We start from the raw sequence: 24,219 nt of genomic DNA on the forward strand, positions 1-24,219 counted from the left end.
CCGTCCGCAGACCGCTCAGGCTGCGAAACGGTTTTTGGACTTCACCGCAAAGCCATTGGTGTAGGTCGGCATCAAAGGCAGGCGGGCGCTGTTCAAACGTCCGGGCAAACGGGTGTGCACACGCCAGGCATTGGCCACGGCGTCCGCAGCAAACAAGCCGTCCAGCGCATAGGACTCGCGCAATTTTTCGAAAGCGCCCAGATAAATGGCCCGATCGCCCATCCAGTGGTAGGCAGGGACCGTCTTCAGGATATCGGTCAAGCCAGCCGTTTGGAGCCATTTCAGGGCATGCACCACCGCGTCGCTCAAGGCCTGGGCCAGCTCGGTCTGACGCTGCAAAAAATCAGCCTTTGCAAACAAACACGCCCCAGGAACCGGGCCACCCATCAGTTTGCGCGTGGACATCAGGGTGCGCGCTTCAGCCAACACCCGAATGTCGTTTTTTTGTTCCAGTCCGTACATGAGCGGATCGGGGTTGCACAAAAGGTCGATGGCACCACCGCGCAGGGCATCGGCCGCTGCCGCAGAAGAGCCCACTTCGACAAAAACCACGTCTTCTGGCAACAAGCCATTTTGCAAAAGCCACTGGCAGGTCATCCAATAAGTGCTGGAGTCCAGTGAGGTCACGCCAAAACGGGCGCCTTTGAGCGACATGGTGGAACGAAGCTCCAGCCTAGAAGCCACACCCAGGCTGACCTGGGGCGTTCGCCCGATTTGTACAAAGGCTTGGTAATTCAAGCCTTTGGCCTGCAAGCCAAACACATGGTCAAAGGCTCCGGCCACCACATCGGCCTGGCCCTGCAAAGCACTGGTCAGGGCTTTGGCGCCGGATTCGTGCGCCAGCCAATCGACCGAAATTCCCGCTTGCCTGAAGTAGCCCAATTGATCGGCCAGGGTGAGCGGTAAGTGGTAGAGGCTTTGGCGGGCCGGCAATGCGATGGTCACCCTGCGCAATGACTCCGCCGACGCGTTGGACGCGCAAGTGCCTGCCCAAGCGCCCATGCCTGACAGCAAAAGTTGTCGTCGTCGCCCATTGACGCCAGACACAAACCGACTCCTGTGAACATCGAACATTCGATGTTCACAGGATAAGGACTGGCGCTGAGCGGCGCATCGGGATTGTTCCCGAGCGGGTTTTCACGTAATGGATTTCGGGTAATTGACAAGTCCCGATCTCCAGCACATCCAGCCCTGGCGCTGTGCACCGCCCCTTGATGGGGGGCTGGCCAGCCGTTCAGCGGCGGTCGACCAAGGCGTGGGCGATGGTGCCCAGGTCCACGTACTCCAGCTCGCTGCCTGCGGGCACGCCTCGGGCCAGGCGCGTGACCCTCAGGCCCTGCTGGCGGATCATCTCCGAGATCACATGCGCAGTGGCCTCGCCCTCTGCGGTGAAGTTGGTGGCCAAAATCACCTCGGTCAAGACACCGTCGGCCACACGTTTTTTCAGTTTGGCCAGGCCAATGTCATGCGGGCCAATGCCGTCGAGCGGGCTGAGCTTGCCCATGAGCACGAAATACAAGCCCCGGTAGGTGCCGGTGCGCTCAATGGCCGACTGGTCGGCCGGGGTTTCGATCACGCACAGCTGGGTACGCTCGCGCGTGGCGTCCAGACAGGTGTCGCACAACTCGGCCTCGGTGAAGGTGTGGCAGCTTTCGCAATGGCGAATGTGTTCCACCGCATTGTGCAATGCTGCCGCCAATTGCCGGGCCGTGGCCCGGTCGTTTTGGAGCAGCTGAAAAGCCATGCGCTGGGCCGACTTGATGCCCACCCCCGGCAAGCCCTTGAGGGCTTGCACCAAAGTGGCAAGGGCGTGGGTGTCGGCCATGGTCAAGCGCTCAGAATGGCAGTTTCATGCCCGGTGGCAAACCGGCGGTGAGCTTGCCCATTTTTTGTGCAGAGACCTCCTCGGCCATGCGCACGGCATCGTTGAAGGCCGCGGCCACCAGGTCTTCCAGCATGTCCTTGTCGTCGGCCAGCAAGCTCGGGTCGATGGTCACCCGGCGCACGCTGTGTTTGCAGGTCATCAGGACCTTGACCATGCCCGAACCGGCTTGACCTTCGACCTCGACAAAAGCGAGTTCATCCTGGGCTTTTTTGAGGTTGTCCTGCATGGCCTGAGCCTGTTTCATGAGACCGGCAAGTTGCCCTTTGTTGAACATGGTGTTTCCTTTGAAATGAGGTGGGGAATGAGGGGAAATCAAATCAGCTGGATGCTGCCGGGCACGATTTTGGCTCCGAAATCACGCACCATGGCCTGCACCAATGGATCGTTTTGAATGAGCTCTTGTGCGGCCAACATTTTTTCTGCAGCCTTCACAGCCAGACGCCGGGCAGGGCTGTCGGTCACGGTGCCCAGTTCGATGGCGAGCTTGACATCGCCATGGCCTGCAGCCTGCAAAGCCGATTGCAAACGCTCGCGGCTGGCCGGGTGGTTGAGTGTCTCGCGCTCCACACGCAGTTGCCAGTGGTCCGCGTCGCGGGCCAACAGCTGCGACTGCAGGGCCAACTCGCGCACCAAGGCGGTGATGACGTCTTGCGCCATCAAGCCTTGGACCGCCTCCAGCCAGACATCGCCTTCGGGCGTGGCCTGAACGGCAGCCAGTGCGGATGGGGTGGGCACATCGGCGCGCCCTGAGGTGGCCTCGCGCACCGGCAAAGACCGCAAAGCGGGGGCGGCCTGACGATGCTCGGGCACAGCAGCGTGTTCCACATTCACATGGACCTGGACATCGGCGTAGTCGGTGGTGTCGGGCCAATCCTCCCATGGGGGGGGCTCAGACAGGGTTGGCTCGGCTTGCGCATGGCTGATGACAGGCCCGGCGGGCGGCACCGAGCCCGGCGGCCTGGCCCTCGGAGTCGCCATGGGTGCCGCTATGGGTGGCATGGCATCACTGGGCGGGGCAACTTGCAGGGCTGGCTTGGGCTGCGGGGCGACAGCCGCAGGCGCAACAGGTGCCACAACGGGCGGCAGAGGCGCATCAATGGCCGTGGCAGCAGCCATTGATGGGGCAGGAACGGCTGGGGTGACAGCTCGGGTGGACTCAGGGTTGGCCTGAGGGGTGGCCCTAGGGCTGGTCAGCGGGCTTTTTTTTTCCGCCGATCCCGCCTGGGGCTTGAAGGCCAGCAAGCGCAACAGCACCATGGTCAGGGCCGCGTATTCATCGGGCGCAAGACCCAGCTCGGTGCGCCCATGCAGGCACAGGCTGTAAAGCAATTGGGTTTCTTCGGCGGGCATGGCCTGGGCCAGATCGGCCAAGCCCTGGGTGTCGGGGTCGTCACCGTCTTGCGCCATGCTGGGCACCATCTGCATCACGGCCATGCGCTGCAGCAGCACAGACATGTCTTCCAGGGTGGCGGCAGCCGACACGCCTTGCAGGCGCAGGGCGTTGACCTGGTTCACCACCGCCGCGCCGTCGCCCTCGGTCAGGGCGCGGATCATGTGCAGGACGTGGCTGCGGTCCACACTGCCCAGCATCTGGCGCACGCCGGCTTCTTGCACCAAGCCATTGCCAAAGGCAATCGCCTGGTCGGTCAGGCTCAGGGCATCGCGCATGGAGCCGCGTGCGGCGCGGGCCAGCAGGCGCAAAGCCAAGGGCTCGGCGCTCAGCTGTTCGGCGGCCAGCACCTGGGTCAGGTGCTCGAACACGGTCTCGGGCGCCATGGGCCGCAGATTGAATTGCAGGCAGCGCGAGAGCACTGTCACGGGAACTTTTTGCGGGTCGGTCGTGGCCAGCACGAACTTCAAATATTCTGGGGGTTCTTCCAGGGTCTTCAACATCGCGTTGAACGCGGTGTTGGTCAGCATGTGCACCTCGTCGATCATGAAGACCTTGAAGCGCCCCTGCACCGGTTTGTAAACCGCCTGCTCCAGCAGGCTTTGCACCTCGTCCACACCCCGGTTAGAGGCCGCGTCCAGCTCGGTGTAGTCCACAAAACGCCCGGCGTCGATGTCGCGGCAGGCTTGGCACACGCCACAAGGCTCGGCGGTGATGCCACCCTGCCCGTCTGCCCCTTGGCAATTGAGCGACTTGGCCAAAATACGCGAGACCGTGGTCTTGCCCACGCCCCGGGTGCCGGTGAACAAATACGCGTGGTGCAGACGTTGCTGCACAAGGGCATTGGTCAGGGCTTGAACCACGTGCTCCTGCCCTACCATTTCAGTGAAATTGCGGGGGCGGTATTTGCGCGCGAGGACAAGGTAAGACATGGGGGTTGATTCTATCGGGCTGGGGGGGGTGGTTCTGGGCAGAGGGTTTCGACAAAATTACAGCCCGACGGACAAAGCTGCCGCCCGCTCGCCTACAATCGACAGCGACGGGCCTTCCCGCATGGTGAAGCGGCCAACCGGGTCAGGTGGGGAACCAAGCAGCCCTAACTGTGAATCCAGTGCCGGGGTCAAGGCTCGTCACCTTCCATCTCAAAAAGTGAGTCGAATCAAGGACTTGCCCAGAGGTTTGTGCCTCATTCAGTGATCCCGCCCAGACTCTTGAGCACGCCCAACCACAGTGCATCGCGCATCTGATAGGGCCGTGGATCTTGCCGGCCGCTGGGCTGGTCATTCACGGAGGTTTGAACCATCACGATGCCCGATTTGGGCTGAACCATGATGTGTTGACCGTGGATGCCTTGCAGCGCAAACGTGCGCTCTTTGAAAGGCGCAATCCATGTTTGGTAGCCATATCCCATGCCGGGTGTCGCGCTGCGCGGTCGAAATGCCGGTGGCTGGCGCGCCGCGTCTGTGGCATCCAGCAGGTAATCTCGGGGGATAACTTGAACAGCGCCCCTGAGGCCATCATTGGCCAGCAGCACGCCAAACCGGCCATAGTCGCGCAGCGTCGCGTTGAAGCTGCCTCCGGTGCCTTCGCCTTGGTCGGCACCTGCCAGCAACCAACGCGCCTCGGCCTCTGCGCCCATGGGTTGCCACAGCCAATCCTGGGTCATCTGGGAAATGCTCATGCCAGCGGCCCGACTCAACACCCTGCCCAGAATTTCCGTCTCGATGGTGGCGTATTTGAAGCGCGCACCTTGCTCTGCTTCGCGGCTGGTTTTGGTGTTGAGGTATTCCACGATTTTTTCGGGTCGCATGCGGTTTTCTGGCAAGAACAAGACCCGGCCCCAAAGCCATATGTCGTCATCCGGCGTCCAGGTGTAGAGCTCCCTGAAAGGCACACCAGACGACATGCGCAACAAATTGCGGATGGTGGTTTGTCCGTATGCCGAAGGGGCGATTTCGGGCCAGTAATCGGCCGCCTTGTCGTCCAGTGAGCGAATCAAGCCTTTGCCGTGGGCAATGCCCACCAGCATGGCTGTGAAGGTCTTGGCCATGGAAAAAGAGCGGAACCGCATGTCGGGCTGCCGGCCATATTGGTAGCGTTCGGCCACCACGCGGCCGTCCTTGATCACCATCAGGCCCGTGGTTTTGGTGTCGGCCATGAAATCGTCCAGCGTCTTGCTCGAAAATCCCCATCGGTAAGCAATGGCTGGCGCGTCTGGCCATCGCGGCAATGGCATGGGGTCACCCGAGGGCCTGACCAAAGAGCTGGCGGCGACTTTTTCATTGGCAGACCAAGTCCCCACACGGCACTCGGGTCGGATCAGCGCTTGAGCGCAAACCGGATAAGCTTGTTTCATGCCCAAACGCTCGGCATCCGGGCCATCAGGCCGCATGTGCACGTCAACGGCCGCAGCCGCAGAGAAAAGACCGAAGAAGCCCACGCAAACCAGCGTCACGGCCCATTTTGAATTGGCGATAAACATCATTTCTCCTCTTGGTGCCAGCGCATCGAATCCAGGATTGTTCTCGACATTCACAGCGCTCCCAGATGGGCTGATCGGTCTGTTTTGTCCAGGCAAATCCCCGTGCACAGTCCCTTGTGCAGGCGCTAAACTGTTTTGAACTGTAAGCCCTTCACCCTTTCCCCGCCGAGGAGCCCATGAGCGAACTTGCACAATTTTTGGCCAGCCGCGATGCTTTGCTGACCCACCGCACCGACTACGAAGCCGCTGTGGCGGCGTTTCGCTGGCCTGTTTTGACGCATTTCAATTGGGGGCTGGACTACTTTGACAGCATCGCGCGGGACAACCCGGCCCCGGCTTTGCACATCGTGGAGGCTTCGGGTGAGCAGTTTCGCCTGAGCTATGCCCAACTGTCACAGCGCTCCAACCAAGTGGCCAACTGGTTGGTGGCCCAGGGTGCGCGCAAGGGCGATCGGATTTTGCTGATGATGGGCAACGAAGTGCCGTTGTGGGAGACCATGCTGGCCGCGATCAAACTGGGTGTGGTGCTGATTCCCGCCACCACACTGCTGTCGGGCGATGATTTGCAAGACCGCTTGGAGCGCGGGCGGGTCAAATGCATCATCACCAATGCGGGGGGCATGGCCAAGGTGCTGGATTTGCCCAGCGCCGTGACGAATGGGCTGACCTTGGTGAGCGTGTCGGGCGGTGCGGGCTTGCCTTCAGGGTGGCTGGATTACGCGCTGTCGCACCAAGCCAGCACCGGCTTCACACCGCCCGAGCCGACCCGGGTGACCGATCCTTTGCTGGAGTATTTTACCTCGGGCACCACGGCCAAACCCAAGCTGGTGCAGCACACCCAGCAAAGCTACCCGGTGGGGCATTTGTCCACCTTGTATTGGCTGGGCCTGCAAAAAGGCGATGTGCACTGGACCATCAGCTCGCCGGGCTGGGCCAAGCACGCCTGGAGTTGCTTTTTTGCGCCGCTCAACGCGGAGGCCTGCGTGTTCATTTACAACTACACGCGCTTCAATGGGCCGGACATTCTGGGTACGTTGGTGCAGCACAGGGTCAACACCTTGTGCGCGCCGCCCACGGTGTGGCGAATGCTGATTCAAGAAGACCTGAAAGCCTGGCCCGTGCAATTGCGCGAGCTGATTTCAGCGGGTGAGCCGCTCAATCCCGAAGTGATCGATCAGGTGCGGGCCGCTTGGCAAATCACCATCCGCGACGGTTATGGCCAAACCGAGACCACGGCCCAGATTGGCAACCCGCCGGGTGCGCCGCTCAAGGCGGGCTCGATGGGGCGGCCTTTGCCAGGCTACCGGATGGTGCTGTTGAATGCCGATGGCCAACCCGCCGAAGAAGGCGAGATCTGCATTGACCTGGCACACCGCCCCACCGCACTCATGAACGGTTATGCCGACGATGCGGACAAAACCGCCGAGGCCATGCGCGATGGCCATTACCACACGGGCGACGTGGGCCAACGCGATGAGCAGGGTTACATCACCTACGTGGGAAGGGCCGACGATGTGTTCAAGTCCTCGGGCTACCGCATCAGCCCCTTCGAGCTGGAGAGTGCGCTGATCGAACACCCGGCGGTGGCCGAGGCGGCGGTGGTGCCCGCACCCGATCCGGTGCGCGGCTTGGTGCCCAAGGCCTATGTGATCTTGGCCCCGGGCCATGCGCCAGATGCGGCCACGGCGGGGGGCATTTTCAAGTTCATGCGGGAGCGGGTTTCGGGCTACAAATTGGTGCGCCGCATCGAGTTCAGCGACCTGCCCAAAACCATTTCGGGCAAGATCCGCCGGGTGGATTTGCGGGCCCAAGAAACTGCGCGGGCAAGCCAAGGTGGCCGTTACGCAGGCGAGTTCAGAGAAGAAAACCCTTGAGCAAGGGTGTCTGCGGCGCCTTGGGTTGATGCGCTAGGGCCACCAGTCGCACCCGCGCAAAAAAGACAGCGGCAAGCCCTATGCGCCTAAAACACTCAGGCCATGCGCTGACGCAGCGCTGGAAAAGGCATGGTTTTGACCTTGGAAGCATTCACCAGCTGGGGCGCAGAAGGGGCTGCGCGGAGCAGTTCAGAAACCAATCTGTCGGCATTTTGATGGGCACCGGCTCGGTTGGTTTCAAAAGCCAACCTGGTTTGCTGAGACATCTGAGCCACAAAGTTTTGTGGGTAGTCACGGACATTGAATCCGCGCAAAGCCATCACTTTCATGAAAGCGTTGGCGGCCTCTTCAACGGCACGCTGGTATTCCTGGGAAGCTTCTGGCGTCATGTCGACCTCGTTGTAGATGAAGTTATTCACCAGCTAACAACGCAGCATATGGCCCGCAGGCATACACCAATTGTGTAAATTTGTTACAAATTTGTCAAAATAGCTTGTCCTGCAGACCATCCACTGGCCAAACAAGCGGTGAGCAAATACCCCCCCGTGGGCGCTTCCCAATCGAGCATTTCGCCTGCACAGTACACCCCAGGTCGGCCCGTCAGCATGCCCCCCGAGGTCATCCCAGGCCAAGCCACGCCACCGGCGGTGCTGATCGCCTCTGCCACAGGCCTGGGACTTTTGAGAGGCACGGACAAACTTTTTAGGCTGCGCGCCAAGGCTTCTGGCTGGGCCAAACAGGCCGGCGAGCAAAGCTCGAAAAGCAATCCCATCTTGACGCCATCGATGCCCAAACGACTTTTGAGGTGGCTGGACAGACTGCGACTGCCACGCGGCCAACGCACCTCGGCATGTACCTGGTCCAGGCATTTATCGGGCAGCAAATCCAGCGTCAAGCGGGCAGCGCCCTGCGCCAGATCGTCACGCAACAAGGCCGACGCAGCATAGATGAGACTGCCTTCAACACCCGTGTCGGTGATCACGAACTCGCCTTGCCGCTCAAATCTGGGCGGCGAGTGCGCCCCGTGGCCCTGAACTGAGGTGGCATCCACTCTTAGCACCACGGACTTCAGGGGATGGCCGGCGTAGCGGCTGCGAAAATGGTCGGTCCAGCCCAAACCTTCGCGACCCAGGACGTCAAAGCCGCAATTGGCAGGTTGAAGCGGCTCGACAACCACCCCCTGATCGGCCAACAAGGGGACCCAAGCACCATCAGATCCCAAGCGGGGCCAACTGGCCCCACCTAAAGCCAGCAAGGTGGCGCGCGCATGCACGCGACTCACGCCCGATGAGCCGGTGGGCTGAAAAACCAGGCTCTCCCCATCCCAGCCTTGCCAGCGATGGCGCATGTGAAACTGCACAGGCACACCAAAAGCTGGATGCCTCAAGCGGTGCAACCAAGCGCGCAACAAAGGCGCCGCCTTCATTTCCAGAGGAAATACGCGACCCGAGCTGCCCACAAAAGTTTCCACGCCCAGGCCCTTGGCCCAAGCCCTGACCGATTGGGCATCCATCTGGTCGAGCCACCGCCCAACTTGCGCTTGATGTGCGCCATACCGGCTGCGAAATTGGGGCATCGGCTCTGCATGGGTGAGGTTCAAGCCACCTTTGCCCGCCAGCAAAAATTTACGCCCCACGGAGGGCATGGCGTCAAACAAATGCACCGATACGCCCGCTTGCGACAACACCTGTGCCGCCATCAATCCAGCAGGCCCCCCACCGACAATCGCCACGTCCACCTCCAGTGCAGAGCCCGAGGACGAAACAGCAGATTCGGGAAAATAAGTCATGAAATGAAGTGTTGGCAACGCCTGTGAGACAGGTGAAAGCCCTAGGTTTCTGTCAAAATAGATGCAACTTTAGCCGCATCTTCAATGTTTATAAGGAATAGGCCATGGCCAGCGATCTGATCAAACACATTACCGACGCCACTTTCGAAGCCGACGTTCTCCAGTCCAGCCAACCTGTGGTGGTGGACTTCTGGGCCGAATGGTGCGGTCCCTGCAAAATGATTGCGCCCATCCTTGACGAAGTGGCCAACGCCTACGAAGGCAAACTGCAAATCACCAAGATGAACGTCGATGACAACCGCGACATCCCCGCCAAGTTCGGTATCCGCGGCATCCCCACTTTGATGATTTTCAAGGGCGGTCAGCTCGCCGCCACCAAAGTGGGCGCCATGAGCAAGTCACAACTGACGGCTTTCATCGACCAACAACTGGCTTGATGTTCGCAGGCTGCCGAAGGATTCGGTCGCCACGCGCTCAACCGGGCCGCAATGGCCCGGTTTTTTTGTTTTCTGAGCCTCTTCAAAACCTGTCATAATTTCCACAAGGCAACCCGAACAGGGATCAACGCCTTGATTGCCGCAAGCTCCCGCCCCCATCCCCGGGCGGCAACCGGTTCTGAACATTTCCACCCGCTTATCTGAAAACGGACCCTCAGCGGTCCGCTTTGACACAGGCCAATTCCCATGCATTTGAATGAACTCAAGGCACTCCATGTGTCCGAACTCCTGAAGCAAGCCGATACCCTCGAGATCGAGAACACCGGTCGCATGCGCAAACAGGAGCTGATGTTTGCCATCATCAAAAAGCGCGCCAAAGCGGGCGAACAGGTCTTTGCCGACGGCGTTCTGGAAATCCTGCCCGACGGATTTGGCTTCCTGCGCAGCCCCGACTCCAGCTACACGGCCAGCACCGATGACATCTACATCAGTCCCAGCCAGGTGCGGCGCTTCAACCTGCACACGGGTGACATGATCGAGGGCGAAGTGCGCATCCCCAAAGACGGCGAGCGCTACTTTGCCCTGACCAAGCTGGACAAGGTCAACGACGACCTGCCGGAGAACAACAAACACAAAGTCATGTTCGAGAACCTGACGCCGCTGTTCCCCAAAGAGCAAATGCGTCTGGAGCGTGACATCAAGGGCGAAGAAAACATCACCGCCCGCGTGATCGACATCATCGCGCCGCTCGGCCGGGGCCAGCGCGCGCTGATCGTGGCGCAGCCCAAGTCGGGCAAAACGGTGATGATGCAGCAGATCGCCCACGCCATCACCGCCAATTACCCCGATGTGCACCTGATGGTGCTGCTGGTCGACGAGCGACCCGAAGAAGTGACCGAAATGCAGCGCAGCGTGCGCGGCGAAGTGATCTCCTCCACCTTCGACGAACCTGCTTCGCGCCATGTGCACGTGGCCGAAATGGTGATCGAGCGCGCCAAGCGTTTGGTGGAGCTGAAAAAAGACGTGGTCATTTTGTTGGACTCCCTCACCCGTCTGGCCCGCGCCTACAACAACGTGGTGCCTTCGTCGGGCAAAGTTCTCTCAGGGGGTGTGGACGCCAACGCACTGCAACGCCCCAAGCGCTTTTTTGGCGCGGCGCGCAATGTGGAAGAAGGCGGCAGCCTGACCATCATCGCCACCGCCTTGGTCGACACCGGCAGCCGCATGGACGAAGTGATTTTTGAAGAATTCAAGGGCACAGGCAACTGCGAAATCCACTTGGAGCGCCGCTTGTACGAAAAACGCGTCTTCCCGGCCATCAACCTGAACCGCAGCGGCACCCGACGCGAAGAATTGCTGTTGCAGCCCGAAGTGCTGCAAAAAACCCGCATCTTGCGTCAATTCATGTACAACATGGACGAAATTGAGGCGATGGAAATGGTCTTGAAGAGCATGAAAGCGACCAAGAACAACTCCGAGTTCTTCGACATGATGCGACGCGGCGGCTGATGCCCTATAATCGACAGGTTTTGCGGAAAGTGCTATCAGATAGGCTGAGGAGTGGCTACCGTAGCGAAAATAAAAGGATTTCCCCATGAAAGACGGCATTCACCCGAATTACCGTGAAGTTTGCTTCCAAGACATGTCCAATGGTTTCAAGTTCGTGACCCGTTCATGCGCCAACACCAAAGAAATGATCAAAATGGAAGACGGCCGCGAGCTGCCTTGGTACAAGTTGGACACGACCAGCGAGTCGCATCCTTTCTATACCGGCACGCAAAAGTCGGTGGACAACATGGGCGGCCGTGTGGAGAAATTCCGCAACCGTTTCGGCAAGACCACCACCATCGCCAAGTAATTCGCGAATTGGTCTCTCCCAAAGGGCAGCCCGGGCAACCGGCCTGCCCTTTTTCTGTGGCGTTGCGTCCTGATGCTGGCGACAAGCTCCAGAGCCCCCGAACTGATATCTTCTGATCCTGTGAACCACCCCACGCCCGCCATCGTTGCACAAAACGCCGTGCGCAGACTGCCCCGTCTGGCCTTGCTTTTGTTGTGCGTGGCCTATGTTTTGCCTGGCTTTTGGGGCCGTACGCCCTGGAAAGCCCAAGACATCGAAGCCTACGGTTACATGCTGCAACTGGCACAAGCCGGTGTCGGTGGCTCCGTCTCCTGGCTCCACCCCACTTTGTTGGGCATCCCCGATGCCCAGCTGGCTTTGCTGCCTTATTGGCTTGGCGCTGTTTTCATCCAATGGGCGCCCGCAGGCTTTGAAGCCGCATTTGCCCGTTTGCCGTTCATCGGGATGTTGGGCATCACCTTGGCGTCCACCTGGTATGCGGTCTATGCGCTGACCCGTCAACCCTCCGCACAACCTGTGGCCTTTGCGTTTGGTGGCGAAGCCAAACCAGCGGATTACGCACGGGCCATGGCCGACGGCGGCTTGCTGGCGCTGCTGGCTTGCCTGGGCTTGGCACGGCTGTCGCACGAAACCACGCCCGCGCTGAGCCAGCTGTGTTTTGCGGCCCTGCTCTTTTTTGGCCTGTCCACATGGACCCGTCACCGCGTTCAGAGCGCTGCCGCGGTGGCTGCCGGCATGCTGGGTCTGACGCTGTCGGGCGCTCCCAGCCTGGCCTTGTGGCTGGGTATGGGTGGCTCGGTCATTTGCGCCACAGCGCAGACCGATCCGTCTCAACGCCGCTTGACCATGCTGGACGTGGGCCTGATGGCGCTCATTGCCCTGCTGTGCATCACCACGGCGGGTGCACTCGATCTGTGGCGCTGGCGCGTGGTGCCTCACACCATCGTCGACGTCCATGTGCTGGCCAAATTGATGGCCTGGTTCACCTGGCCTGCTTGGCCTATGGCCCTGTGGGCGCTGTGGCGCTGGCGAGGGCAACTCTCGCGTGGCTGGCGCTACCCGCATTTGGGTTTGCCACTGTGGTTTGTGATCGTGACGGTGGGGGCCACCTGGTTCACAGGACTGTCCGACCGGGCGCTTTTGACATCGCTGCCCGCCATTGCCGCCCTGGCCGCTTTGGCACTGCCCACGCTGCGCCGCAGTCTGGGCGCACTGATCGACTGGTTCACACTGCTGTTTTTCAGCGTCTGCGCGCTCATCATCTGGGTGATTTGGGTGGCCATGCAAACCGGCACACCCGTCAAAACAGCCGCTAACGTGACCCGCCTGGCACCAGAATTTGTTCCCGAATTTTCCATGGGTTCATTCGCCTTGGCATTGGCCGCCACCGTGGCTTGGGGGGCACTGGTGCGCTGGCGTACCGGCCACCACCGCGCCGCCATTTGGAAGAGCCTGGTGCTGCCCGCCAGCGGTGCCGCGCTTTGCTGGCTGCTGTTGACCAGCCTGTGGTTGCCTTTGCTCGACTACGCCCGAAGCTATGCCCCGCTGGTCCACAAGGTCAGTCGCATCACAGGCACTGGCGGCTGCCTGCAATACGCCGGCATCAGCAAGGCGCAAGGCGCAGCCTTGATGCACCACGCGCAGGCCAGACTCATTCCCATGCAGGCGCCACTGAGCGACTGCCCTTGGTTGATCATGGACAACGTCAACCGCTCCTTGCTGACAGCCAAAATCCAGGCCATGGGATGGGTGGAAGAAATGGCCATCAAACGGCCCACCGACAAAGACGAAACCCTGGTCATTTTCCGGCCCGCCAAAACCAACCCAGCACCTGTTGGCTTGCCAGGGCGCTGAAGCATGTCCGAGTTGCGAACCATCGCCCGCCATGCAGGCACTGTGCTGGTGGGGCAGCTGGCCGTCATGTCCTTCGGGATTGCGGACACCCTGATTGCGGGCCGATACAGCCCGCAAGCGCTGGCCGTGCTGTCATTGGCCTCTTCGATCTACATCAGTATTTACGTGGCGCTCAACGGTCTGCTGCAGGCCTTGCTGCCTGTGTGGGCCGAGTTGCATGGCGGTGGACGTCAAGCTGAAATGGGGCGCTCGGTCAGGCAAGCGCTCTACATCGCTGGCGCAGCCGCCGTGCTGGGCATCTGCGGTTTGTGGTTTCCGGATCTGTGGTTGTCGGCCACCGAGGTGCCCGAAGAACTCTGGCCTGATGTGCGTGCTTATTTGCGCATCTTGGCGCTGGCCTTGCTCCCTTCATTGCTGTTTCGCATGTACAGCACGCTCAACCAGAGTCTGGGGCATCCCCGCCTGGTGACCTGGTTGCAGGCGGGTGCTCTGCTGGTCAAAGTGCCGCTGTCGTATGCCTTGACTTTTGGCGTGGCTGGTTTGTCCGGCATGGGCGTGGTGGGATGCGCCTGGGCCACCCTGGTGGTCAATACGCTGATGATGCTGGCCGGCCTGTGGCTCTTGCGCACCCAGGACATCTACCAGCCTTACCATTTGTGGTGTCGCCCTGAAAAACCGGATTGGTCAGTGATACGGCGCTTTCTGGCCTTGGGTGTCCCCGCCGGTTTGTCCATCATGGTGGAGGTGACCTCGTTCACGTTGATGGCCCTGTTCATCGCGCGGCTGGGGGCGGTGGCCTTGGCCAGCCACCAGATTGCAGCCAGCTTGGCCGCTGTTTTGTACATGGTACCGCTGGCCATTGGCATTGCGAGCAGTGCACGCACAGGCTATTGGCTCGGTGCTGGGCAAGCACGCAAAGCCCGACGCGCGGCAGGTCTGGGCATTGGCATGGCCATCTGTGCCGCCTTGCTGGGTGCGGGCGTCCTGTTTTTGGGCCGAGAGGCCTTGGCCCAGGCATTCAGCACAGACCCCAGCGTGGTGCAAGCGGCCACGGTTTGGTTGGCTTGGGTCGCGCTTTACCACCTGGCCGATGCGGTGCAAGCGGTCTGCGCTTACCTGCTGCGCTGCTACCGCATCACCCTGATGCCCTTGCTCATTTACACCGCCTTGCTGTGGGGTGTGGGCTTGTATGGCGGTTATGTGCTGGCCTACCAAGGCATTGATGCGGCCTCTTGGCCCATGCGTGCCAGAGTAGACACCTTCTGGATGACCAGCACCGCCGCACTGGCCTTGGTGTCTGCCCTGTTCACAGTCATGGTCTGGCATGCCTCCAGGCTGACACCCCAGAGGGGCCAGATGCATTAAGGTAGAGGCCTCGCTCACTTTGAACACCTCCTCAACATGATCCTCGAACTCGCCGATATCCGCATCCATCCCGGCCAGCAAGCCGCATTTGAAAAAGCCATTGAGCTCGGCCTGAACACCGTGGCTTGCAAAGCCAAAGGCTTTCAAGGCGGCAAAGTCAACCGTGGCATCGAAAGCCCAGAGCGCTATGTGCTGCAAATTTTCTGGGACACTTTGGAAGACCACACGGTGGGCTTCCGTCAATCCCCCTTGTTCACCGAATGGCGAGCCATCGTGGGACCATTTTTTGCGGTGCCCCCGCACGTGGAGCACTTCGAATTGACCGTCAAATCGGCCTGAAGTTGAACGGCCAGGCCCGTTTGCGCACTCAAGACGACTCGTGCCCGACCACCAAGCGGCTGAGCAGGTGCATGAACTGCGCCTGCTCGGACGGTGCCAGGGGCGACAAAATCGTCGATTGAACCGCAGCCACCGCCGACTGCATGCCAGCCAGTGCCTCAAGCCCCTCGGGGGTCAACACCAACAACTTGCGCCGGCGATCGACCTCATCGGCGCGCCGCTCGACCCAACCCTTGCTCTCCAAACGACCAATCACCGAGCCCGACGTGGCCGGATCGAAAGCCACATGCTTGGCCAAGGTGATTTGATCCACGCCCGGTGTGTCGAGCAAGGCATTCAAGATCGCGAACTGAACCGGGGTGACACCGGCCGCGCTCAGGTGTTCATTGAAGACCGCCACGGAAATTTGGTGTGCCCGCCTGATCAAGTGCCCCGGAGCAGCGGCCAAATCAAAGCTGTGGGTCATTTGCAGGTCTCTCCATCAAAAGCAGGGTTATCACCAGTCTCGGTCCTGGCTGAGGCTCCTATAGTAAGCGCGCTTCACCACTTTTCGGCATGTGCAGTGCGCCCGCATTGCACAACAGGCACCGCCAGTTCTCACCTTTGAAAGTCACGCATGAGTTTTCTGTTCCCCCCAACGCCAACCGTTTCTGTGCCAGTCCTCGGCCACGCCAGCCGCTTTCCGGTGCACCGCATTTACTGCGTGGGCCGCAACTACGAAGAGCACGCCAAGGAAATGGGCTTCACCGGGCGTGAACCCCCCTTCTTCTTCCTCAAACCCGCAGACAGCCTGGTGGTGGTCGAAGCCGGCCAGACCGGCACCATGCCTTATCCGAGCCTGACGCAAAACCTGCACCACGAGATCGAGCTGGTGGTGGCCATTGGCCAAGGCGGACGCAACATCCCAGCCGCCGATGCGGCCAAGCACATCTTCGGCTACGCCGTGGGTCTGGACATGACACGGCGAGACCTGCAAAACGAGATGAAAAAACAAGGCCGCCCCTGGTGCATCGGCAAGGCCTTCGACCACTCGGCCCCCATCGGCCCGATCACCCCCATCGCGCAAGCTGGTGACGTGAACCAGGCCGAGATCAGTCTGCAAGTCAATGGCGCAGACCGCCAGCGCAGCAACGTGGCCAAACTCATCTGGAGCGTGGCCGAAACCATCGAACACCTGTCCGCCGCCTGGGAGCTTCAGCCTGGCGACCTGATTTACACAGGCACCCCCGAGGGCGTGGCCGCCGTGGTCAAAGGGGACACATTGGTTGGCGAAGTAGCAAGGCTGGGCAGCCTTGAAATCAAGATTTCCTGACCCAATGGGCGGCCAGAACGAGGTTTTGGCGGGTCCTAAAGGCACTTTTGTGCAATGAACAAGCCCGCACATCGGGCACGAAACCAAGGGTTAACCCCTGAAAAATGCGATTGAACTTGCAACATAATTCATATACATTGGATCAATGGGGTTTTTGAAGATGCCCGGGCCAATCGCTGCTTCACCACAAACACACATTAACCGACCGCATGGTTGGTTTATCATCCCGTTTTTAAACCCATGATGGAGACAAGTCGATGAAGAAATTCCTGCAACAAACGGCCTTGGCCGCAGGCCTGATGGCCATTGGTTTTGGCGTTCACGCCCAGACCATCACCCTGAAGGTGCACCACTTTTTGGGCCCACAGTCCATCCAGCACACCACCATGCTGGGCGACTGGTGCAAGAACATTGCGCGCGACTCCAAAGACCGCCTCAAGTGCGAGATCTACCCCGCCATGCAACTGGGCGGCACCCCACCGCAGCTGTATGACCAAGCCAAAGACGGCGTGGCCGACGTGGTCTGGACCGTGGCCGGTTACTCCGCTGGCCGTTTTGCCAAGACGCAAGTGTTTGAGCTGCCCTTCACCATGACCAACGCTGCAGCCACCAGCCGTGCAGCTTGGGACTTCGTGCAAAAGCACGCCATGGACGAACACAAAGACGTGAAACTGCTGGCTGTGCACGTGCACGGCCCAGGTGTGATCTTCACACGTGACAAGCCCATCACCAAGATGGAAGATTTCAAGGGCATGAAGATGCGCGCCCCCACCGCCAACGTCACCAAGATGTTGGCCAAAATGGGGGCTACGCCTGTGGGCATGCCTGTTCCAGCGGTCTCTGAGGCTTTGTCCAAAGGTGTGATCGATGGCGCGGTAATCCCCTATGAAGTGGCTCCTGGCCTGAAGGTGCACGAGCTGACCAAGTTCAGCGCCGAGACCGACAAGAGCTACCCGGCCCTGTACACCACCGTGTTTGTGGTGCCCATGAACAAAGCCAAGTACGAGTCATTGCCTGCTGACCTGAAAGCCGTCATCGACAAGAACTCTGGCCGCGAGTTCTCGGCTTTCATGGGAGCCACCCAAGCCGGCAACGACGTGCCTGGGCGCAAGGTGTTTGCCGACACCAAAACACAGACCATCTCTGTGATCCCGCCTGCTGAGCTGGCCCGCTGGAAAGCAGCCACCGACGAGCAAGACAACGAATGGGTGGACGCCATGAACAAGCGCGGCCAAAACGGCGCAGCCTTGCTCAAGGACGCTCAGGACCTGATCAAGCAATACACCAAGTAAAGCACCGACTTTTCTGGTGGCACCATGGGGTGAGCTGCGGCCCACCCCATTTTTTTATTTTCAAGGAGTTGTCCTGTGGCTGAAGCCGTCCATGTCGTTTCAACACGCCAATACCAGGGCCTCGGCTGGGTGCTTGACCGTTTGTGCAAATTGCTGGCCATTTTGTCTGGCCTAACCTTGTTGGCCATGGCCTTCATGTCCTTGCGCAGCATCGTGGGCCGTGCGTTTTTTGACTCACCTTTGCTGGGTGACTACGAGCTGGTGCAGTTTTTGTGCGCAGGCGCAGTGGCCATGTCACTGCCGTATACCCACTGGATTTCGGGCCATGTGATCGTGGACTTTTTCACGGCCAAAGCGCCCGCCCGGGTCAATGCCTTGCTCGACATGCTGGCACACCTCTTGTTGGCTGGGTTTTCTGCTTTGCTCACTTGGCGCATCTGGGTGGGCTTGCGGGATTTGCAGGGCAACTTTGATGCGTCGATGCTGCTGGAGATTCCCACTTGGTGGGCCTATGTCCCGCTGGTGCCCGCGTTTGCTTTGTTGTCTGTCACGGCCCTTTACCGCGCCCTCGAGAAAATGAAAGAAATCACACCATGACCGGCATCGAATGGGGTTCTTTGATGTTTGCCGTCCTGTTGCTGCTGTTGGCACTCAGGATCCACATTGGCGTGGCCATGCTGCTCACGGGCAGCGTGGGTTATATCTTCATGTCGGGCTGGGACCCGTTGATGAACTATTACAAGAACGTCGCCTTTGCACGCTACTCGACCTATGACTTGTCGGTCGTGCCGCTGTTCCTGCTCATGGGGCAGTTCGCCACCAATGGCGGCTTGTCCAAGGCCTTGTTCAAGGCGGGCAACGCCATGATTGGCCACTGGCGCGGCGGCATGGCCATGGCCGCCGTCACGTCGTGCGCCGGTTTTGGGGCCATTTGTGGCTCATCGCTGGCCACAGCGGCCACCATGGGCCAAGTGGCCCTGCCCGAACTCAAAGCGCACAACTATTCTGAGCGGCTGTCTGCAGCCGTGATCGCAGCCGGCGGCACTTTGGGCATCCTGATCCCACCTTCGGTGCCCCTGGTTATTTACGCCATCATCACCGAGCAAAACATCGCCAAATTGTTCATGGCTGCTTTTGTGCCCGGCATCATCGCCGCCATCGGTTACATGGTGGTCATCGGCATCATCGCCCGCGTCAGCCCGCAAGATGCGCCCCGGGGTGATCGCTTCACTTGGCCTCAGCGCTTGCAGGCTCTGTCGGAAACATGGCCCGTGTTGCTGATTTTCACAGTGGTCATTGGTGGCATTTATGGCGGCTTTTTCACCCCCACCGAGGCTGCTTCGGTGGGTACAGTGGCCACTGGATTTGTAGCCTGGAAATCGGGCGGTTTGCGCGGTGAAGGCCTGCTGCAATGCTTGTATGGTGCGGCCGTGGGCACTGGCATGATCTTTTTGATCTTGCTGGGCGCAGACGTGCTGAACGTGTTTTTGGCACTCACGCAGGTCAACACAGAACTGGCCAAATGGGTTGTAGGCATGGGCCTTTCTCCTTTGGCCGTACTGTTCACCATCATCGCCATTTATTTGGTATTGGGCTGCGTGATGGACAGCTTGTCCATGCTGCTGCTGACCATCCCGATTTTCTTTCCCATCATCATGGGCATTGATTTGTGGGGCATGGACCCTGAGTCCAAAGCCATCTGGTTTGGCATATTGGCATTGATGGTGGTGGAGATTGGCCTGATCACGCCACCCGTGGGCATGAACGTGTTTATCATCAGCAGCATGACGAAAGATGTGCCCATGAAGGACATCTTTCGATACGTCATGCCTTTCCTGGCCTCTGACCTTTTGCGCATCTTGCTGATCGTCTTTGTGCCCTCCGTCGTCCTATTTGTCCTGAAACTCTGACCATGTACACACGAGAAGCCATTCGACATTGCCGCCAGTGCGGTGCTTCGGTGGCTTACCGTTTGCCCGACGACGGCGACACCAAGCTGCGGGCCATTTGCACCGTTTGCCACACGGTGCATTACGAAAACCCTCTGAACGTGGTGGGCACCGTGCCCCACTGGGGCGACCAGGTGCTGCTGTGCAAACGCAACATCGAGCCGCGCAAAGGCAAATGGACCTTGCCTGCCGGCTTCATGGAACTGGGCGAATCCACCTCGCAAGGCGCAGCGCGCGAGACCACCGAAGAAGCGGGCGCGCAATTCATCATGGAAGAGCTGCTGACGGTGATGAGCGTGCCGCGGGTCGGCCAGGTGCACCTGTACTACCGCGCCCGCCTGACCAGCGATGTGTTCGACCCCGGCCATGAAACCATGGAAGCGCGCTTGTTCACCGAAGAAGAAATTCCCTGGGACGAACTGGCCTTTCGCACCGTCAAGGAAACGCTGGAGCACTACTTTGCCGACCGCCGTGCGGGCCAGTTTGGCACGCACGCGTTCGACATTGCTTGAGCGCTGCAGAGATCAGATGTCAATCGCTGAAGCCGAGCCCGCCTGCTTGCGCAACTCGAACTTCTGAATCTTTCCCGTGCTGGTTTTGGGCAGCTCGCCAAACACCACCGCACGCGGCACCTTGAAGCCCGCCAAGTGCTGCTTGCAGTGCGCCACGATCTGCTCGGCGGTGACCTGTGCGTCGGCTTTGAGCTCCACAAAGGCGCACGGCGTCTCGCCCCAGCGCGCATCGGGTTTGGCCACCACGGCCGCCGCCAACACGGCGGGGTGGCGGTACAGCACGTCTTCCACCTCGATCGATGAGATGTTTTCGCCGCCCGAGATGATGATGTCCTTGCTGCGGTCCTTGATCTTGAAGTAGCCGTCCGGGTACTGCACGGCCAAGTCGCCACTGTGGAACCAGCCGCCGGCAAAGGCCTCTTGCGTGGCCTTGGGGTTTTTGAGGTAACCCTTCATGGTGATGTTGCCCTTGAACATGATCTCGCCCATGGTTTCGCCATCTTGCGGCACAGGCTGCATCGTCTCTGGATCGAGCACACGCACATCGCGTTGCAGGTGGTAGCGCACACCTTGGCGGGCATTCAAGCGGGCCCGGTCGCCAATGTCCAGCGCATCCCACTCGGGGTGTTTGGGGCACACAGTGGCCGGGCCGTACACCTCGGTCAGGCCGTACACATGGGTCAGGTCAAAGCCCATTTGTTCCATGCCTTCGATCATCGAAGCCGGGGGCGCAGCGCCCGCCACCATCGCCTTGATGCCTGCGGGCACGCCCACTTTCATGGCCGCCGGCGCATTGACCAGCAGGCCGTGCACGATGGGCGCACCGCAGTAATGTGTGACGCCATGGTCGCGCATGGCGTCGAACATGGCCTGCGCATCGACCTTGCGCAGGCACACGTTCACGCCCGCGCGCGCCGCCACCGTCCAGGGAAAGCACCAGCCGTTGCAATGGAACATGGGCAGCGTCCACAAATAGGCCGCGTGTTTGGGCATGTCCCATTCCAGAATGTTGGAGATCGCATTGGTGGCCGCGCCCCGGTGGTGGTAGACCACCCCCTTGGGGTTGCCGGTGGTGCCGCTGGTGTAGTTCAGGGCAATCGCGTCCCACTCGTTGGCGGGCAGGCTCCAGGCAAAGTCGGCATCACCGCGGGCCACAAAGGCTTCATAAGTGACCGAGCCCAGTTTTTCGGTCGGGCCTGTGTAGAGCACGTCTTCCACATCGATCACGAGCATGGGCCGTGTCGACTGGCGCATCGCCAAGGCTTTTTTCATGACACCCGAAAATTCTGGGTCCACGATCACCGCCTTGGCTTCGCCGTGGTCGAGCATGAAGGCCACCGTCTCCGGGTCCAGACGGGTGTTGAGCGCGTTGAGCACCGCACCGGCCATGGGAATGCCAAAGTGCGCCTCCACCATGGGCGGGGTGTTGGGCAGCATCACGGCCACCGTGTCGTTTTTGCCGATGCCCGCCTGCGCCAGCGCACTGGCCAGCTGACGGCTGCGGCGGTAGGTAGTGGCCCAGTCCTGACGCAAAGCACCGTGCACGATGGCCAGGCGCTGCGGGTAGACCTCGGCCGTGCGCTCAATGAAGCTCAGCGGCGAAATCGGAGCATGGTTGGCGGGGGTTTGGGGCAGGTCCTGGTCAAAGATGCTCACTTTGGTTTCATTCATGGGGAGTTTCCGTTTCGGCTGGGGGTCCAATCTGGGAGAGTTTGCCAGAGCCTCGGGTGAAATCCATGCTGGTTTGCCCCGAAACAAGCCGAATGCCCGACCGGATTCGCCCCGCCATATCGGTGAAAATACCCAGATGGCCATCCCCCAGTCTTTCATCCAGGAGTTGCTGTCCCGCGTCGACGTGGTCGACATCGTGGGCAAGTACGTGCAACTCAAGAAAGGCGGCGCCAACTTCATGGGCCTGTGCCCCTTCCATGGCGAAAAATCCCCCAGCTTCAGCGTCAGCCCCACCAAGCAGTTTTTCCACTGCTTTGGCTGCGGTAAAAACGGCAATGCCATCGGCTTCCTCATGGAACATGCCGGCATGACCTTCATTGAAGCGGTCAAGGACTTGGCCCAACAAACCGGCATGGTGGTGCCCGAAGAGCAGCAATCGCCCGAAGACCGCGCCCGCGCCGCCGCCGCCAAAGCCAAACAAGACAGCCTGAGCGATGTGCTCGAAAAAGCGGGCGAGGCCTACCGCGACCAGCTCAAAATCACACCGCGCGCCGTGGACTACCTCAAAGGCCGGGGCCTGTCCGGACAAATCGCCAAACGCTTTGGCTTGGGCTACGCCCCCGAGGGCTGGCGCAGTCTGGCCAGCATCTTCCCCAAATACGACGACCCGCTGCTGGCCGAGTCGGGTCTGGTGATCGTCAACGAAGAAGACGACAAGCGCTACGACCGTTTTCGCGACCGCATCATGTTCCCGATCCGCAACATCAAGGGCGAATGCATTGGCTTTGGCGGCCGGGTGATCGGCCACGGCACCCCCAAATACCTCAACTCGCCCGAAACCCCGGTGTTCCACAAAGGCCGCGAGCTGTATGGCCTGTACGAAGCCCGCGAAGCCCTGCACAGCGCAGGCTACGTGCTGGTGACCGAAGGCTACATGGACGTGGTTGCCTTGGCGCAACTCGGCTTTGCCAACGCGGTGGCCACACTGGGCACGGCCTGCACACCCGAGCATGTGCAAAAGCTGTTCCGCTTCACCGACTCGGTGGTGTTCAGCTTTGATGGGGACAGCGCAGGTCGCCGGGCTGCCCGCAAGGCGCTCGACGGTGCCCTGCCCTATGCCACCGATGTGCGCAGCATCAAATTTTTGTTCTTGCCGGCCGAGCACGACCCCGACAGCTATGTGCGCGAATTTGGCCAAGAGGCGTTTGCAGAACAAATCAAGCAGGCCATGCCCCTGTCGCGCTTTTTGATCGAAGCGGCCAGTGCCGACTGTGATCTGCAAACCGCCGAGGGCCGCGCCCGCCTGTCCAGCCAGGCCCGCCCACTGTGGCAATTGCTGCCCGAGGGCGCGCTCAAGCAGCAACTGCTGTCTGAGCTGGCGCAACTCATTCAGCTGGAGACCGCAGGCCTTGAAAAACTCTGGGGCCAGCAAGCGGCCAGTGACCAGCGCTTTGCACCCGCTGCGCGCCCTGCTGCAGCGCCCGCATCCCAGTCGGCGAACGCGGCCTTCAGTCAAGCTGCCGGCGCAGGGCATGACGAATACCCCAGCTTCGAGCCCAACTATGGCGAACCACAGGCTTGGTCTGGAGCCAACACTTTCGTGCCGTCCAACGGCAACAGCCACTGGAAAAACAAAAACCCCAACTGGACGCCGGGCAGCAAGTTCGGCAGCGGCAAATACAAACGTGAGCCGCCGCCGGTCTACACCGGCCCGCGCACTGTGCCCGCCAGCCGGGCCGACCACGCCGCCCGCCTGCTGCTGGGCAATATGGCGCTGTGGGAAACATTGGCGGGCGAAGACCACGCCATGCTCTGCGCCCTGCCTGCGCCGCACGGCCCGCTGTTTGCGTGGCTCGAATCTGAGTTCCATGAACAAGGGGCGCTGGGGTGGTCCACCTTGCGCGAGCACATGCAAGGCCAGCCCTTTGCAGAAGAAGCCACCCGCTGGATGGCGCAAGACAAACTGAACGCTGTCGCCGGCAGCGAAGACGCTACCCCGCCCGACCCGCAAGAGGCTCGGCAGGAACTTCGCCGCTTGCTCACCCTGTTGATGATCGACCGCCTCAAGCAGCTCGAAACCGAAGCCCTGACTCACGCCAGCACTGGGCAAGACCCCGAAGCCCAGCAGCGCTGGCGCAGCCTGCACGAAAGACGCAAAGCGCTGATGGCTTCGGCCGCAGCGCTGCAAGCTGCGTCCTGAAGATTTGGCC

General features: G+C 60.5%; 22 protein-coding genes and 1 other RNA gene. 15 read left to right on the top strand and 8 right to left on the bottom strand.

Translation table 11 applies throughout. From position 1 onward, the window contains the following. Positions 1–15: 15 nt before the first annotated feature. The 4 genes from LHAB_RS13585 to dnaX all read right to left on the bottom strand — a co-directional run bounded on the left by LHAB_RS13585 (position 16) and on the right by dnaX (position 4,207). The gene (locus LHAB_RS13585; RefSeq protein ID WP_228763435.1) at positions 16–1,002 is read right to left on the bottom strand and encodes an ABC transporter substrate-binding protein; all 987 of its coding nucleotides are present in this window, start codon (positions 1,000–1,002) and stop codon (positions 16–18) included. A 232-nt stretch (positions 1,003–1,234) separates the two neighbouring features. Continuing rightward, positions 1,235–1,825, bottom strand: coding sequence for a recombination mediator RecR (gene recR, locus LHAB_RS13590; protein ID WP_090047245.1), 591 nt, complete (start codon positions 1,823–1,825; stop codon positions 1,235–1,237). 10 nt (positions 1,826–1,835) lie between these two features. Continuing rightward, on the bottom strand, positions 1,836–2,159 hold the full coding sequence (locus tag LHAB_RS13595) for a YbaB/EbfC family nucleoid-associated protein (RefSeq protein WP_090047248.1): 324 nt from the start codon (positions 2,157–2,159) through the stop codon (positions 1,836–1,838). Positions 2,160–2,197: 38 nt separating this feature from the next. Further along, positions 2,198–4,207 carry a DNA polymerase III subunit gamma/tau gene (gene dnaX, locus LHAB_RS13600; RefSeq protein ID WP_090047250.1) on the bottom strand — a complete coding sequence of 670 codons (2,010 nt, stop codon included), beginning with the start codon at positions 4,205–4,207 and terminating at the stop codon, positions 2,198–2,200. Between the two features lie 106 nt (positions 4,208–4,313). Here dnaX and ffs point away from each other — a divergent pair. Continuing rightward, an RNA gene (ffs, locus tag LHAB_RS13605) (signal recognition particle sRNA small type) lies at positions 4,314–4,410 on the top strand. A 51-nt stretch (positions 4,411–4,461) separates the two neighbouring features. Here the strand turns inward: ffs and LHAB_RS13610 are convergent. Further along, positions 4,462–5,760 carry a serine hydrolase domain-containing protein gene (locus LHAB_RS13610; protein ID WP_090047251.1) on the bottom strand — a complete coding sequence of 433 codons (1,299 nt, stop codon included), beginning with the start codon at positions 5,758–5,760 and terminating at the stop codon, positions 4,462–4,464. A gap of 173 nt (positions 5,761–5,933) precedes the next feature. Between LHAB_RS13610 and LHAB_RS13615 the strand changes: the two genes are divergently transcribed. Together LHAB_RS13615 and LHAB_RS14715 are read left to right on the top strand one after the other, a co-directional pair. Beyond that, on the top strand, positions 5,934–7,631 hold the full coding sequence (locus tag LHAB_RS13615) for an AMP-binding protein (protein ID WP_090047253.1): 1,698 nt from the start codon (positions 5,934–5,936) through the stop codon (positions 7,629–7,631). 80 nt (positions 7,632–7,711) lie between these two features. Next, the gene (locus tag LHAB_RS14715) at positions 7,712–8,098 is read left to right on the top strand and encodes a hypothetical protein (protein WP_194943184.1); all 387 of its coding nucleotides are present in this window, start codon (positions 7,712–7,714) and stop codon (positions 8,096–8,098) included. A gap of 5 nt (positions 8,099–8,103) precedes the next feature. On the opposite strand, the gene LHAB_RS13625 is transcribed toward LHAB_RS14715, so the two are convergent. Further along, positions 8,104–9,420: a BaiN/RdsA family NAD(P)/FAD-dependent oxidoreductase gene (locus LHAB_RS13625; protein ID WP_090047257.1), complete on the bottom strand. Its 1,317-nt coding sequence runs from the start codon at positions 9,418–9,420 to the stop codon at positions 8,104–8,106. 104 nt (positions 9,421–9,524) lie between these two features. On the opposite strand from LHAB_RS13625, the gene trxA reads away from it, so the two are divergent. The 6 genes from trxA to LHAB_RS13655 all read left to right on the top strand — a co-directional run bounded on the left by trxA (position 9,525) and on the right by LHAB_RS13655 (position 15,273). Further along, complete coding sequence (gene trxA / locus LHAB_RS13630; protein ID WP_090047259.1) at positions 9,525–9,857, top strand: thioredoxin TrxA; 333 nt, start codon at positions 9,525–9,527, stop codon at positions 9,855–9,857. 246 nt (positions 9,858–10,103) lie between these two features. After that, a complete protein-coding gene (rho, locus tag LHAB_RS13635; RefSeq protein ID WP_090047261.1) occupies positions 10,104–11,366 on the top strand; it encodes a transcription termination factor Rho in 1,263 nt (420 codons plus the stop codon). 85 nt (positions 11,367–11,451) lie between these two features. Beyond that, on the top strand, positions 11,452–11,715 hold the full coding sequence (locus tag LHAB_RS13640; RefSeq protein WP_019425345.1) for a type B 50S ribosomal protein L31: 264 nt from the start codon (positions 11,452–11,454) through the stop codon (positions 11,713–11,715). A gap of 72 nt (positions 11,716–11,787) precedes the next feature. Next, complete coding sequence (locus LHAB_RS13645; RefSeq protein ID WP_369814121.1) at positions 11,788–13,569, top strand: hypothetical protein; 1,782 nt, start codon at positions 11,788–11,790, stop codon at positions 13,567–13,569. Between the two features lie 3 nt (positions 13,570–13,572). Then, positions 13,573–14,934: an MATE family efflux transporter gene (locus tag LHAB_RS13650; RefSeq protein WP_090047266.1), complete on the top strand. Its 1,362-nt coding sequence runs from the start codon at positions 13,573–13,575 to the stop codon at positions 14,932–14,934. A gap of 36 nt (positions 14,935–14,970) precedes the next feature. Beyond that, positions 14,971–15,273 carry an antibiotic biosynthesis monooxygenase family protein gene (locus LHAB_RS13655; protein WP_090047268.1) on the top strand — a complete coding sequence of 101 codons (303 nt, stop codon included), beginning with the start codon at positions 14,971–14,973 and terminating at the stop codon, positions 15,271–15,273. Between the two features lie 28 nt (positions 15,274–15,301). Here the strand turns inward: LHAB_RS13655 and LHAB_RS13660 are convergent, their stop codons facing one another. Beyond that, complete coding sequence (locus tag LHAB_RS13660; protein WP_090047270.1) at positions 15,302–15,739, bottom strand: MarR family winged helix-turn-helix transcriptional regulator; 438 nt, start codon at positions 15,737–15,739, stop codon at positions 15,302–15,304. A gap of 150 nt (positions 15,740–15,889) precedes the next feature. Here LHAB_RS13660 and LHAB_RS13665 point away from each other — a divergent pair, with 150 nt between their 5' ends. The 5 genes from LHAB_RS13665 (at position 15,890) to LHAB_RS13685 (ending at position 20,338) form a co-directional block, all read left to right on the top strand. Next, positions 15,890–16,585 carry a fumarylacetoacetate hydrolase family protein gene (locus LHAB_RS13665; protein ID WP_090047272.1) on the top strand — a complete coding sequence of 232 codons (696 nt, stop codon included), beginning with the start codon at positions 15,890–15,892 and terminating at the stop codon, positions 16,583–16,585. A gap of 257 nt (positions 16,586–16,842) precedes the next feature. Beyond that, the gene (locus tag LHAB_RS13670; protein WP_090047274.1) at positions 16,843–17,877 is read left to right on the top strand and encodes a TRAP transporter substrate-binding protein; all 1,035 of its coding nucleotides are present in this window, start codon (positions 16,843–16,845) and stop codon (positions 17,875–17,877) included. 75 nt (positions 17,878–17,952) lie between these two features. Then, a complete protein-coding gene (locus LHAB_RS13675; RefSeq protein WP_228763436.1) occupies positions 17,953–18,474 on the top strand; it encodes a TRAP transporter small permease in 522 nt (173 codons plus the stop codon). Then, positions 18,471–19,787, top strand: coding sequence for a TRAP transporter large permease (locus LHAB_RS13680; RefSeq protein ID WP_090047276.1), 1,317 nt, complete (start codon positions 18,471–18,473; stop codon positions 19,785–19,787). The genes LHAB_RS13675 and LHAB_RS13680 overlap by 4 nt, the downstream gene beginning before the upstream one ends. A gap of 2 nt (positions 19,788–19,789) precedes the next feature. After that, on the top strand, positions 19,790–20,338 hold the full coding sequence (locus LHAB_RS13685; protein WP_090047278.1) for an NUDIX hydrolase: 549 nt from the start codon (positions 19,790–19,792) through the stop codon (positions 20,336–20,338). A 12-nt stretch (positions 20,339–20,350) separates the two neighbouring features. On the opposite strand, the gene LHAB_RS13690 is transcribed toward LHAB_RS13685, so the two are convergent. After that, positions 20,351–22,009, bottom strand: a complete 1,659-nt coding sequence (locus LHAB_RS13690; protein ID WP_090047280.1) for an acyl-CoA synthetase — start codon at positions 22,007–22,009, stop codon at positions 20,351–20,353. Positions 22,010–22,145: 136 nt separating this feature from the next. On the opposite strand from LHAB_RS13690, the gene dnaG reads away from it, so the two are divergent. After that, positions 22,146–24,209 (top strand): DNA primase, encoded by a 2,064-nt coding sequence (gene dnaG, locus LHAB_RS13695; protein ID WP_090047282.1) that lies wholly within the window; start codon positions 22,146–22,148, stop codon positions 24,207–24,209. Positions 24,210–24,219: the final 10 nt, after the last annotated feature.

It is taken from the genome of Limnohabitans sp. 2KL-27 (assembly GCF_001269345.1).
Lineage (GTDB): Bacteria > Pseudomonadota > Gammaproteobacteria > Burkholderiales > Burkholderiaceae_C > Limnohabitans_A.

Bases quoted from the DNA above. Each gene is read 5' to 3' on its own strand.
- LHAB_RS13645 (WP_369814121.1), top strand. From the start codon at position 11,788: ATGCTGGCGACAAGCTCCAGAGCCCCCGAACTGATATCTTCTGATCCT.
- LHAB_RS13595 (WP_090047248.1), bottom strand. From the start codon at position 2,159: ATGTTCAACAAAGGGCAACTTGCCGGTCTCATGAAACAGGCTCAGGCC.
- LHAB_RS13690 (WP_090047280.1), bottom strand. From the start codon at position 22,009: ATGAATGAAACCAAAGTGAGCATCTTTGACCAGGACCTGCCCCAAACC.
- trxA (WP_090047259.1), top strand. From the start codon at position 9,525: ATGGCCAGCGATCTGATCAAACACATTACCGACGCCACTTTCGAAGCC.
- LHAB_RS13665 (WP_090047272.1), top strand. From the start codon at position 15,890: ATGAGTTTTCTGTTCCCCCCAACGCCAACCGTTTCTGTGCCAGTCCTC.
- dnaG (WP_090047282.1), top strand. From the start codon at position 22,146: ATGGCCATCCCCCAGTCTTTCATCCAGGAGTTGCTGTCCCGCGTCGAC.
- LHAB_RS13680 (WP_090047276.1), top strand. From the start codon at position 18,471: ATGACCGGCATCGAATGGGGTTCTTTGATGTTTGCCGTCCTGTTGCTG.
- LHAB_RS13625 (WP_090047257.1), bottom strand. From the start codon at position 9,420: ATGACTTATTTTCCCGAATCTGCTGTTTCGTCCTCGGGCTCTGCACTG.
- dnaX (WP_090047250.1), bottom strand. From the start codon at position 4,207: ATGTCTTACCTTGTCCTCGCGCGCAAATACCGCCCCCGCAATTTCACT.
- rho (WP_090047261.1), top strand. From the start codon at position 10,104: ATGCATTTGAATGAACTCAAGGCACTCCATGTGTCCGAACTCCTGAAG.
- LHAB_RS13660 (WP_090047270.1), bottom strand. From the start codon at position 15,739: ATGACCCACAGCTTTGATTTGGCCGCTGCTCCGGGGCACTTGATCAGG.
- LHAB_RS13685 (WP_090047278.1), top strand. From the start codon at position 19,790: ATGTACACACGAGAAGCCATTCGACATTGCCGCCAGTGCGGTGCTTCG.
- LHAB_RS13650 (WP_090047266.1), top strand. From the start codon at position 13,573: ATGTCCGAGTTGCGAACCATCGCCCGCCATGCAGGCACTGTGCTGGTG.
- LHAB_RS14715 (WP_194943184.1), top strand. From the start codon at position 7,712: ATGCGCCTAAAACACTCAGGCCATGCGCTGACGCAGCGCTGGAAAAGG.
- LHAB_RS13615 (WP_090047253.1), top strand. From the start codon at position 5,934: ATGAGCGAACTTGCACAATTTTTGGCCAGCCGCGATGCTTTGCTGACC.
- LHAB_RS13585 (WP_228763435.1), bottom strand. From the start codon at position 1,002: ATGGGCGCTTGGGCAGGCACTTGCGCGTCCAACGCGTCGGCGGAGTCA.
- LHAB_RS13610 (WP_090047251.1), bottom strand. From the start codon at position 5,760: ATGATGTTTATCGCCAATTCAAAATGGGCCGTGACGCTGGTTTGCGTG.
- LHAB_RS13670 (WP_090047274.1), top strand. From the start codon at position 16,843: ATGAAGAAATTCCTGCAACAAACGGCCTTGGCCGCAGGCCTGATGGCC.
- recR (WP_090047245.1), bottom strand. From the start codon at position 1,825: ATGGCCGACACCCACGCCCTTGCCACTTTGGTGCAAGCCCTCAAGGGC.
- LHAB_RS13655 (WP_090047268.1), top strand. From the start codon at position 14,971: ATGATCCTCGAACTCGCCGATATCCGCATCCATCCCGGCCAGCAAGCC.
- LHAB_RS13640 (WP_019425345.1), top strand. From the start codon at position 11,452: ATGAAAGACGGCATTCACCCGAATTACCGTGAAGTTTGCTTCCAAGAC.